10 protein-coding genes and 2 pseudogenes are annotated in these 11,344 nt (G+C 59.6%); 1 reads left to right on the top strand and 11 read right to left on the bottom strand.

Annotated features, from left to right (window positions below; genetic code table 11):
- Positions 1–43: 43 nt before the first annotated feature.
- From BLR51_RS28245 to BLR51_RS17455, 6 genes and pseudogenes are all read right to left on the bottom strand, one after another.
- Positions 44–292 (bottom strand): annotated as a pseudogene (locus BLR51_RS28245) (DapH/DapD/GlmU-related protein); the annotation flags it as partial.
- A 209-nt stretch (positions 293–501) separates the two neighbouring features.
- Entirely contained in the window at positions 502–1,638 is a 1,137-nt protein-coding gene (locus tag BLR51_RS17475; RefSeq protein WP_089849391.1) for a glycosyltransferase, read from the bottom strand.
- Positions 1,635–2,813 carry a glycosyltransferase gene (locus tag BLR51_RS17470; RefSeq protein WP_089849389.1) on the bottom strand — a complete coding sequence of 393 codons (1,179 nt, stop codon included), beginning with the start codon at positions 2,811–2,813 and terminating at the stop codon, positions 1,635–1,637. The genes BLR51_RS17475 and BLR51_RS17470 overlap by 4 nt, the downstream gene beginning before the upstream one ends.
- Before the next feature lie 81 nt (positions 2,814–2,894).
- Positions 2,895–3,770, bottom strand: a complete 876-nt coding sequence (locus tag BLR51_RS17465) for a hypothetical protein (protein ID WP_089849387.1) — start codon at positions 3,768–3,770, stop codon at positions 2,895–2,897.
- Positions 3,767–4,732, bottom strand: a complete 966-nt coding sequence (locus BLR51_RS17460) for a sulfotransferase family protein (protein WP_089849385.1) — start codon at positions 4,730–4,732, stop codon at positions 3,767–3,769. The genes BLR51_RS17465 and BLR51_RS17460 overlap by 4 nt, the downstream gene beginning before the upstream one ends.
- 100 nt (positions 4,733–4,832) lie before the next feature.
- Entirely contained in the window at positions 4,833–6,107 is a 1,275-nt protein-coding gene (locus BLR51_RS17455; RefSeq protein WP_131821837.1) for a lipopolysaccharide biosynthesis protein, read from the bottom strand.
- Between the two features lie 425 nt (positions 6,108–6,532).
- On the opposite strand from BLR51_RS17455, the pseudogene BLR51_RS28240 reads away from it, so the two are divergent.
- Positions 6,533–6,788 (top strand): annotated as a pseudogene (locus BLR51_RS28240) (IS5/IS1182 family transposase); the annotation flags it as partial.
- On the opposite strand, the gene fcl reads toward BLR51_RS28240, so the two are convergent.
- The 5 genes from fcl to BLR51_RS17430 all read right to left on the bottom strand — a co-directional run bounded on the left by fcl (position 6,787) and on the right by BLR51_RS17430 (position 11,314).
- On the bottom strand, positions 6,787–7,758 hold the full coding sequence (fcl, locus tag BLR51_RS17450; protein ID WP_089849381.1) for a GDP-L-fucose synthase: 972 nt from the start codon (positions 7,756–7,758) through the stop codon (positions 6,787–6,789). The pseudogene BLR51_RS28240 and the gene fcl sit on opposite strands and share 2 nt — an antisense overlap.
- 3 nt (positions 7,759–7,761) lie before the next feature.
- Positions 7,762–8,883: a GDP-mannose 4,6-dehydratase gene (gene gmd, locus BLR51_RS17445; protein ID WP_089849379.1), complete on the bottom strand. Its 1,122-nt coding sequence runs from the start codon at positions 8,881–8,883 to the stop codon at positions 7,762–7,764.
- 11 nt (positions 8,884–8,894) lie between these two features.
- Positions 8,895–9,635, bottom strand: a complete 741-nt coding sequence (locus tag BLR51_RS17440; protein ID WP_089849377.1) for a glycosyltransferase family 2 protein — start codon at positions 9,633–9,635, stop codon at positions 8,895–8,897.
- A 473-nt stretch (positions 9,636–10,108) separates the two neighbouring features.
- Positions 10,109–10,498 carry a hypothetical protein gene (locus tag BLR51_RS17435; protein WP_089849375.1) on the bottom strand — a complete coding sequence of 130 codons (390 nt, stop codon included), beginning with the start codon at positions 10,496–10,498 and terminating at the stop codon, positions 10,109–10,111.
- A 21-nt stretch (positions 10,499–10,519) separates the two neighbouring features.
- Positions 10,520–11,314: a hypothetical protein gene (locus BLR51_RS17430; protein WP_131821836.1), complete on the bottom strand. Its 795-nt coding sequence runs from the start codon at positions 11,312–11,314 to the stop codon at positions 10,520–10,522.
- Positions 11,315–11,344: the final 30 nt, after the last annotated feature.

Raw genomic sequence — 11,344 nt, 5'->3', positions numbered from 1 at the left:
GGGGCGGGAGGGCCAGGTAGGTGTCATGTTGTGCCTGGGCGGCTTCGTTAAAGCGCGGACGGATGGAACGGGCGGGCACGCCGCCGACGATCATGTAGGGAGGCACGTCCTTGGTCACCACCGCGCCGGCGGCGATCACGGCACCTCGACCCACGCGGACGCCTTTCAGGATCGTCACACGCGCCCCAACCCAGACGTCGTCCTCCAGTACGCAGTCTTTCGGTTTAGGACGCCCTGAGAAGATGACCGCCACGCCTGGTTCGTCGAAACGATGGTCATCACCGGTGATCATGAACTCTGGTCCGATCATCACGTATTTGCCCATCACAACACCCGATGGCACGACCGACCGGGGACCGATATACCCGTAAGGGCCCATGCGCAGAGAACCATGGATGGCGGAATTCCTTGCCAGATAGCAAGTCGGGTGTACATTCCAAGCCCGGTAGCGCAGGCGATGCCATAACATGCGAACACGTCGCAAGGTATTTCGCAGTGACATCAGCCCACCCTCTTTATCTTGGTGTCCAAGGCGGCGGTGATATAAACGACCTGCGCTTCAGGGGTGTAGCCCGCTTCGATCCGGGCAATGGCCGCCGCGCGCCGCGCCTCTTTCGTGTTCCCCCCAAGAAATTCCCCCATGTGTCGGGCCAAGTCCGCAACATCGCCGCGTTTGAAGAATGCGCCCGTCACGCCCGCATCAATCGCCTCGACCTCTGGCATCTGCCGGTCTAGATCATCATGGGTGATCACCGGGGTGCCATAAGCTAGGGCATGCATGGCTAGCAATCCGACCTTTCCCGGTGAAACTACCGCCCGGGCCTGCAAAAACAGGCTCGCCAGACGCGTTTCGTCATAGATCGCGCCTGTAAACCGCACGTCCACTCCCAGCGCCTTGGCCTGCTTTTCCAGTGCCTCGCGCTTTGGTCCAGCCCCGACCACAACCAGCGCAGTGTCAGCAGGCAGCCGGGCCATGGCCTCTATCGCCTTATCCAGTTCGACGCTGTCTACAAGCCGCGATACGCTCAGGAAGAACGGCTTATCCGGCACATCTTTATCGGATCTGGTTGCGTCTGGCATGGTCAAGGCAGCCTCCCGAGCACGTTTCTGGGCGGCGTAGTCCAAAGAATTGTTGATGACATAGATGCGAGCGGGATCAAAACCCTCCGCCTTCCCGATCTCGCGCGCACGGGCGCCATAGACTAACAGCCCGTCAGCCAACCTATAAAAGGCCCGCCGCAATCTGGCCTTGGCGCCCCTGTCCCGTCGCAGCCAGCCATGTGTCCATAAGAAAACCGGTTTGCCACGCATCCGCGCCAGCGTGACCGCGGCCCAAGTAGATAGGATGAAGGGATTGCCTAGAAAGATAAAGCCGTCGACCTTCGGATCGCGCGCCAAGGCAAGCGCCCCCCCCTGCCACATCAAACCGCGCCAACTGCGCACCGCCAGAAAGTGATGGTTTCCGGCGGCAGCCCCACTGGCAATGGTCTTTTCTATACCCTTGGGGTCATAGTGGAACGTATAGTCATAGGCGGCGCTCTGGGACATGGCCTCGAAAACAGGCGCGCGGTAGTGAGGAAAGTGCGTGTAGACGACAGCGATGCGTGGTGGCGTGTAAGAGAGGGAAGAACCAGTCATTTGCCTGCCCTTAGCGCGGCTTGCCCGTCAGAGCCATCTGTCTCGGAGATCCAAGCCTGCATCCAAGAGAGGATTTCATTGGCACGGTTCTTGTCACGTTCGAAGTCGGCCACGGCCAGCAGGTCGGCGCGCATCTGCGCGACTTTTTGGGGATTGGCGGCAAGCTCATCTAGAGCCCCTGCAATAGCATCTACATCCTTTGGGTCAATCAGGATGACGCCCTTGTCTGGAACCTGCCATTGGAGATCAGGAATATCGGAAGTCAAGATCGGCAGGGCACAGGCCAGCGCCTCGGCGATGGCATTGCAGCAGCCTTCTGCCAGTGTTGGCAAGGCAAGGACGTCAGCGGCGTTAAGCCAGGTCGCCAAGTCCTCGTGCTGGACGCTGCCTTTGTGAATGACGCCTTCGAAGTCCGGCACCAGCGGCCCGGACCCGAGAAAGGCCGCCTTGGCCGGGTGTTTCATCTTGTGCAGCGCGGCGTTCAGCCTGGGTGCCCCCTTGCGGTCGATATAGTGGCCAACGTAGACGACGATGAAATCGTCCGAAGACAGACCCAGTTTCTGCCGACATTCGGTCTTGTCCAACGGGCGAAAGCGTGCCCAGTTGGGATAATTCGGCACCAGCTTCACCCGCTCCGGATTGGCCCCCAGTGTGATTGCCTCATCCCGCAGGCGCGGTGAGACACAAACGGCGCCAAGAGCGTTGCTCAGCACGCGGCGGTTTTCCGCAACAACCCCGTCGCGCCCCTCAAGTAGACTGTTAGATTCGCCTAGATCGACCACGTAGGGCACCTTCAGGGTCGCGCTAGCTCTGCGCGCGTGGCGCCCGGCCGCCGCAAACTGCGCGTATATCAGATCCGGACGTTGACCTTTCAGCATGGCGGCACCCATCCGGCCGCTGTCACGGATGTCCAGCACATTACGCAAAGCGTCGGGCAGTAACCTGCCGAACGGCGTCCCTAGCGTATGCACCATGTCCACCGAGACTCCGGGGATCGCCACGTCCTCTCGGGTGCGCCGCGCGGTCTTGAGTCGTTCGGAAAGCGTGGACGACGTCACGACATCGATAGCGAGACCTCGGGTGCTCCAGTCTTCGGCGAGGTTAGCGGCATACCGCCCGGACTCAGGCAACCATGGCCGCGGGTACACGGCGGAAACGATCCGAATACGTTGCATGCCTATATCTTCTCCTGAGTTGATATTCAGCTACCGAAAACCGACGGAACCGGCCGCGTAGCTATGCGCGGCAACGGAATATCAGCTGTGGCTCGGTGCATCTTTTCTCATCCAATGATTGGCTGTTTCCGGAAAAGCCTGCAGGCAGAAAGCATACTCCGGCTCCAAGATATCGCGCAGATTAGCGCGGGTTCTTTCCGAAACACCTTCGCTTTTACGGAAAGCGTTCACCCTACGTCTGGCCAGCTCAGGGCGCAGAGAGACGCCGGCAAAGCGCGACAAGGCGGCCAAAGAATCGAGTGTGAACATCGTTTCGTAGAGGCCGAAATACAGAGCCTGTTCGGGGAATACAGCGCGCAGGCTCTCCACCGTATGGCGATAATCGCCTCGCAAACGCGCCTGAGGACTTTGCGCATAGGCCAAAACCGCCTCGTCGAGCGTCCCACCCGTGGGGACGCCTTCATTGCGGTCGCTTTTCCGGCGATTCATCTGCGCGGCCGAAACGCAGCGGCTGACCGGGTCACGCATCAGGAACAGCGCGCGTACAGCGATTCCGCGCGCCTCGAAACCGTCGCGGATTTGCTTCAGGACTTCTGGGGGCAAGCCAGCGTAAAGCGGCGTGATGTCACCAGTCAGAGTGATGCCGGGGCGGTCGAGCAGCGTGGTGAAAAAGTCGAAATAGTCTCGGGGCGCGGTCTGCAGCGCCCCCCGGATACCAGCCACGTCCGGCCCCTTGCCCAGCAGCCTGCGTAGCGTAGCTTCGGCCTTGCTTCGCATCGGATTACGGGTGCGTCGGTCGAAATGCTGCGCATGCGGCAGGTGCAAAACATCCCAAACGTGGTATTCCTTGATTGGGCCGAAATCGGCGACAGGATCCTGCGCCATGTAGTCTTGGGCCCAAGTGGAGCCGGCCTTCTGCGCCCCAAGCCCCAGCAAGAAGGTATTCTGCCTACTCATTTCGAGGCATCCTTTGCCGGATCTTTCACCTTGCGCCAGCGTCGCGCCAGCCGGATGCGTGTCAGGACCTGTGCCGTGATCCGGACCGGCCATTCCCCCATGCGGATCATCTCACCACGCGAGGCATAGCGCGGGAACTGGTACTCACGATCATAGCCCAGAGTGTCAAGCAAGGCTCCGGCGTTAACCTCGAAGAGCTCTATCTCACGCGGACTCAAGTCATGACGCCAAGCCTCAGCCCTAGTTACGCTTGGAGCTGCACCAACTAGAGCGTGCTGGTGCTTGGTGAATTCCGGCACATCGAACCCACTCTGTTTGGCCAGATCCTCAATGGTGACCATACGGGTGTCATCTTCGCTGACGAAACGCAACAGCTTCGTCCAGTTGTCAGGATTACCGCACACCAGATCCTCGTAATGCACAGTCATGCACAGTTCTGGATAGGTCAGGCTGGCGGCAAGCCCCGGTGCGGTGCGGGCTGCCCACCAAGAGGCCGCCTGTATGGGAGTTGTCGGTCCCCACTCGAGCTTACGTACAGAAGAGAATACCGCCCGCCCGTCTCGCACCAGACTGATGAAGCGCGCTTTCGGAAAGGCATCGCGCAACAGAGAAAAATTATCGAGGTTGATCGGGGTATGGTCAATCCAGACCGGCACCTCGCCCGGTTTGAGGCCGTCCGGAAAAACAAGTTTGGCAAAAAATTCGGACGGAGTGTCGCAGGCCAAAAGCGCAGCACGGCTTGGACGCTTGGTCCACAGTCGGTAGGTATAATGGTTTTCAAGGATCGCGACAGCACGTTCAGTGTTCTTGTCGCGAAGAGCCATGAGAACCTGACGCTTGAACTGAGATTCAGGGGTCACGCGACCGTTCAGCAGAGCACCTAGCCGGTCACCAAGGAATGTCGTCCCGCTTCTGGGGCAGGCGCCGATGAAAACTGGTTGGATTTCAGGTAAATCTATCATTGGTTAGCCGCATAGTTCCGCCAAGCCGCGATAACTCGAACCGGATTCGCTGCACCGAAACAAGAATTTCCGCTGTGTCGCGCTATGAAGTGGTAAGCGCTCATTGCGAGCCTCTCATGATTTTTAGAAGTTTTAATATGTTGATAAGATTGATTACAACGCTCGATGCCGCCACGCTGATCACGGCAATTACGACAGTGTCTGTCATGGCAGCTAGAGCAATGCAACCAATGACGAGGACAAGCCCGACGATGTTGGCGAAGAAGTTGTTCCGCTCGTTGCCGCTCATTGCAAGAATGATCCCAACTGGCCCGACAAAGAGGTTGAAGGCCGCGCCTGCCATGATTATCAAGGTATAAAGCGGAAAGGGCGGGTCGGTCGGGAACGGTGGACTGACCAAAAGGTAAAGCCCGATCAGAAAGGCTATTCCGGTTATTCCCAGCGCGGCATTCAGCCATAACATCCTGAAATATAGACGCCGAACCTGTTCCATACTCTTGTCCGCAACTCTGGGCATGGTAAACAGCCGTGCAGGCTCGTTGAGATAGGTCAACAGGCCTCCGAAGCGGTTGGCCAAGGCAAAAACACCCGTCGCGGTCGGGCCGAAAATAGCGGCAATCGCCAATGTCACCCCATGACTGCGCGCCATGCCCATGCTTTGATATCCTAGGAAATACCATTGCTCGGGACCGAATAGGATCCTGACGCGTTGTGGATTGGCCCGTCTTTCTCGCAGGCAGTCCCTGAGGAAGCCACGTAGCCATATCGCACTGGTCAGGGCGGCAAAGTAATGGCCGACCGCGAAGAAACCGATCGCTAGGGTCGGACCGGAAATTGGCAACCTGTCCAGTGCGGGAGCCGCAACTGCAAAGAGCCCAGTACTGATCGCCATCGGCAGTGCATTGCTCAAGAACGAGGCAAGAGTAGGTTGTTTCCGTGCAATCATGATACGCGACAAAACAAGCGACAAATTAAACCCGATGACAAACAGCACGAACACAACGCTTTCCGGTCCTTGCCAAGTGCGAAAAACCAACAATGTCACCACCGCAAGTACTGTCAGCCCGGCGACAAGGGACATTCCTGCAACGGCAACCAGAAAGCCCGGAAAGTGGGCGCAAAACAGAGGATCCCTCTTGTAGTCCCGCACTATCAGATTGTCTGATCCCAAGCGCCCCAGAAGGCTCGCCATCGCCTGCGCGCCGAGGTAGGCAGAGGTGATGCCGAACGCATCAAGACCCAGAACAGCCGCCCAGAGGGTCGTCTGTGCAAGCGATAGAAGGATTACCGCCAACCGGACGGACATGATCCCCGCCACGAAGGTTAAAAGTGACTTCATGTTGTTGAGATGCAGTAGAACTGCCCATCTCTGCATGAAGCTACCAAACTAGTATACTGGGATATCAAGCTAGCCATCAACACCCCCTCTACGCACAGGAGATGCCATGCCACGATGCGCCTCCATTCCATGCCAAATCTCCAATAGGGTGCTGTTATCGCCTATTTTTTCAAACTTACGCTCGTCTTCGAATTACTACGAGTCGTCAGTTAGCTTTCCCTTGTCACGGGATCAGCGGAGCTGTCAAGCGATGGTCAGCTCTTAGTTCCGTGGCATATGAGCATATGCCCAATCTACTGACAAGGTTCTGCACCTATCTAACTCCCTTTATAGGTCAACGACCCGACCTGACGGCCGAAAACACCTGAAAGACAGGCGCTGCAGCTGATCTATCGGCTAGAAATCTCGTAGCCTAACTCCATGCCGATGCTCCAAATCACGTCGGACCGAAAATCGGCTAGATCACCGCCTATAAGGCCTCCGACACGCGCAGGCCCCATGGCGCCGTCGCTCGAACGAGGCGCCCGTCCCATTATACCGCTGCGCAAGAACGCCAAACCGTGGAAGTCACGAATGCCTGGGACGATTGTCCGAAGCGATTTTTCGCGCGCATCAAAATACCTCCGCTTCGCGATCTGGCGAAAATGGACCAGCTATCACCGCCGAGGTCGCGCTGAGACGAAACTGCACTGCCTGAAGCTAATGGGTAGCTCTCTCACTTCGCACGGAAATCATTTTGGTGATCAAGAAACCAGCTGTAGGTCTCATCAATGCCCTCGTGCAAGCCTTTCGACGCGGTCCAGCCCATCTCCTTGAGGCGGCTGACATCCATCAGCTTGCGCATCGTACCATCGGGCTTTGACGGATCTGTGACGATCCTGCCCTCAAACCCGGTGATCCGGGCCACCATCCGGGCAAGGTCGAGAATGCTCACATCCGTGCCGGAACCGACATTGATATGGCTGAGCATCGGGTCGGTATTGGCCTCGTAGCTGGCCTTGTCGAGGTCGAGCACAAACAGCGAAGCCTCGGCCATGTCATCCACATGCAGGAATTCCCGCATGGGCTTGCCCGAGCCCCAGATCACCACCTCGTCCCGTCCCTCCTGCGCGGCTTCGTGGAAGCGCCGGATCAGGGCGGGCAGCACATGGGAGTTCTCGGGGTGGAAATTGTCGCCCGGCCCGTAGAGATTGGTCGGCATCACCGAGCGGTAATCGACGCCATATTGCCGGTTGTAGCTTTCGCAGAGCTTGATCCCGGCGATCTTGGCCACGGCATAGGGCTCGTTCGTGGGCTCCAGCGTGCCGGTCAGCAGCGCGTCCTCGCGCATCGGCTGGGGCACCGCCTTGGGATAGATGCAGCTTGATCCCAGCTGCAGCAGCCGGGTGACCCCCGCGGCATAGGCCTGATGGATCACGTTGCATTCGATCATCAGGTTTTCATAGATGAACTGCGCGGGATAGCTGTTATTGGCAAGGATGCCGCCGACCTTGGCCGCCGCGAGGATCACCACATCGGGGCGCTCGGCCTCGAAGAAATCACGCACCGCCGCCTGATCGGTCAGGTCCAGCTCGGCGCTGGTGCGTGTGACCAGCGTGATCTCCTCGCCCGCCGCGCGCCGCGCCTCCAGACGGCGCGTGATCGCGCCGCCCACCATGCCGCGATGGCCCGCCACATAGACCTTCATCGCTCAGCCCTCCAGCGCCACGGGCAGCTCGTAGCCATGTTCCTTGAGCAGGGCGTGACGGCGGGCGGTCTTGAGATCCTCGGTGACCATCTCGGCGCACATTTCCTGCGCGGTGATCTCGGGCACCCAGCCCAGCACCTCCTTGGCCTTGGCGGGATCCCCCAGCAGGGTCTCCACCTCGGCGGGGCGGAAATAGCGCGGATCGATGCGCATCAGCACGTCGCCGGGCTTGACCGCCGGCGCCCGGTCGCCGCTCACCGCCGTGACGGTGGCGATCTCCTCCACGCCCTCGCCGGAGAAGGTGAGTTCAATGCCAAGCTCCTGCGCCGACCAGGTGATGAACTCGCGCACCGAATACTGCACGCCGGTGGCGATGACAAAATCCTCCGCCACCTCCTGCTGCAGCATCATCCACTGCATGCGCACGTAATCCTTGGCATGGCCCCAGTCGCGCAGGGAGTCGATATTGCCCATATACAGACACTGCTCCAGCCCCTGCGCGATATTGGCAAGGCCGCGGGTGATCTTGCGGGTCACGAAGGTCTCGCCGCGGCGCGGGCTCTCGTGGTTGAACAGGATGCCGTTGCAGGCATACATGCCATAGGCCTCGCGGTAGTTCACCGTGATCCAGTAGGCATACATCTTCGCCACGGCATAGGGGCTGCGCGGGTGGAAGGGCGTCGTCTCGCGCTGGGGGATTTCCTGCACCAGCCCGTAAAGCTCCGAGGTCGAGGCCTGATAGAAGCGGGTCTTCTTTTCCAGACCGAGGAAGCGGATCGCCTCCAGCAGGCGCAGCGTTCCCATGGCATCGACATCGGCGGTATATTCGGGAGCCTCGAAGCTCACCGCCACATGGCTCTGCGCCCCGAGGTTGTAGACCTCGTCGGGCTGCACTTCCTGAAGGATCCGCGTGAGGTTCGAGGAATCCGTCAGATCGCCGTAATGCAGCTTCAGCTTGGGGGCGGGCTCATGCGGATCCTGATAGATGTGATCGATCCGGCCGGTGTTGAACAGCGAGGCCCGGCGCTTGATGCCATGGACCTCGTAGCCTTTTTCCAGCAGGAATTCCGCAAGATAGGAGCCGTCCTGGCCCGTGACGCCGGTGATGAGTGCGCGTTTTGTCATGGTCTCAATTCTCAGAAAAATTGCTGGATCTTGGACAGGTTCTTCATGGCAAGGGCTCCAAGCCCGCCTACACCATTGCCTTTCAGGGCGCGATAGTCTTCCCGGCTCTTCTTCAGGATCCGGGAGAGGGATTTGTTGCTTTCTCCCCCCACGCGCATCTTCACGAAAACCTCCGGCACATAGGCGAGCCGGATCTCCCCCTTGGAGAGATAGCGCAGCATGGCATCGTAATCCGCCGCGATCCGGAAGGAGGTGTCATAAAGCCCCCAGCGGTCGAAGATCTCGCGCCGCAGATAGAGCGTGGGATGCGGCGGCATCCAGCCCCGGCGCAGCTTTGTCGGGTCATAGGAGCCCGAGCGCCATTTGCGGATGATGCGGCTGGTATCCTGTTCGGCCACGTAATCGAGATCGCCATAGACCCCGTCGACCGCCGGATCGGCCATCGCCTCGGCGACGCGGTCCAGAACATGCGGGCTGGCAAACAGGTCATCGGAATGCATCAGCCCCACGACATCGCCGGTGGTGCGGGAAATGCCCTTGTTGATGCCGTCATAAATCCCCGTATCGCGCGCGCTCTGCAGCGACACTTCCGGCCCGGCGACACGGGCGATCACCGCCAGCGTGCCATCCTTCGATTCGCCGTCCTGAATGACGTGTTCCACATTCGGATAGGTCTGGCTGGCGACGCTTTCGATGGCCTCCGCAATGGTAACCTCACGGTTGAAGACGGCCGTCACAACAGAAATTTTCAAGGTCAGCAACCTTTTGGAAAGGAGATAACAACCAAACTCACTTTGTGAAACGAAACACAAACCCAGTCCCAGCGGCACTTGGACCGGACAAATAGAAGCCTGTCTTCTCTCACACAGGCTCGGAGGATCCACAAGCAACAAGCCTATGACGATAGACGGGAATGTCCCGCGAAAGCACCTGCTGCAACTTGCGCGGGCAGTCACTTCTTCACCATTTACAACCTTCCAGCATAGACCTTTGGTTACGCGGCTTTGCAGTAAGGTTACGCATATAGCTTCACTGAACATTGAGGACGTGTCCGCCCCAGTGGCAGGTAAAGTCCAGTTCGTCGCGCGAGCAGGTTGGTTGGGCTTACTGATGCCAAACCTAAGAACCCATCGAATTCGCTCCGCACATCCCTATTCTGCATCAATCCAGCGAAAGCGGCCTCTCTTCGCGGAGAGCAATTCGAGTAGTGATCTCTGGCCTGACGTTAGCGCGATGCCATTTCCGCGTTCATGTCGGCGAGTTGGCTGCGCAGGACGGCGCGCTGCATGGGGCTGAGTCCGCCCCGGTTCAGCATCTGCCGCATCAGCCCTGCGGCTTCCTGCATTTGTGTCGGGGAAAGCTGTCCCACGTCAAAACTTTGAATCGTCAGCAGGGTGACGCCGCCGGGGGACATTCCGCTGGCGGCCCCGCCGAACGGATCCACTCCCGGTGCCACGGAGGGCGCAATGGGAGTAGGTGACACCGAGACCACCGGCGGTGGCGCGGGCGGGGTAGGAACCACGATATTCGGCGGGTTGATCACCGAGACTTGGCCGGCGGAGGCGAAAGTCGCCCCGGTCAGGCTGCAGGCGAGGATAAGGAAGATGCGGCGCATAAAACTCTCCAGTCCCGGCTCTCAGAAGATGTCCGCTCGGACAACGGCGATGCTGAGCATCCAGCGGCCATCGGAGTTGCGCTGGCCAACATCACCATAGCTGAGACCAAGCTGAAGATCGAGCCGGTCGCTCACTTCGAACGTGCTGGTCACGCCGGCGATCACCTCGTCGCCATACCAAGAGGCGCCAAGGGACAGATGGTCGCTCACCCCGAGGCCGAGGCCGAAGAACAGACCGTCCTCGTCCTCGCTCGTGCCGATCTCCGTGGCATAGCCCAGCGTCATCAGGCCCGGCAGCAGGATGTCGTCGTTCACCGGCAGGGAAAAGGTGGTGGTGCCAGCGGCATAATAGCTGGGATCGGCCTCTTCCATGTCACCCCAGCGTCCGGCTCGGTCCACGCCGACTGCCACGCTTGCCACCTCACCCTCGAAAGGCGCCGGAATGCGACGGGCAAACTTGATGCTGACCGATCCGGAATCGCCAAAGTCATCCCAGTCGATCTCATTGCCCTCACCTTTGCCGACGCTGCTGAAACCGAGGATGACATCGACCCCGACAGTTTCTTCGGCATCGCCAAAGCCCAGACCCAGCGCGCCGGATCCGTCCAAATTCTCAGACCCCGTGCGTTCGCGGCGGTCGCTGAGCGCCAAGGCCGCAAACCCCGTGCCCCGCGGCAGGGTGAACCCGCTGGGCAGCCCCACCGTAGAGGCGGTGCCGACCCGGCGGGGCGGCAGGCTGTCGGCCATGCTGCGCAGGGAGGCCAGATAGTCGCTTGGGGTAATCTCGCTGCCTTGGGCGCGGGCTGGCCCACTCACGCACAACACGCTTGCAGCACAGGCTGCGGC

This window comes from Salipiger marinus (genome assembly GCF_900100085.1).
GTDB classification, from domain to species: domain Bacteria; phylum Pseudomonadota; class Alphaproteobacteria; order Rhodobacterales; family Rhodobacteraceae; genus Salipiger; species Salipiger marinus.
Note: the sequence above shows the minus strand (reverse complement) of the source record. Positions and strands in the feature narration are given on the sequence as shown.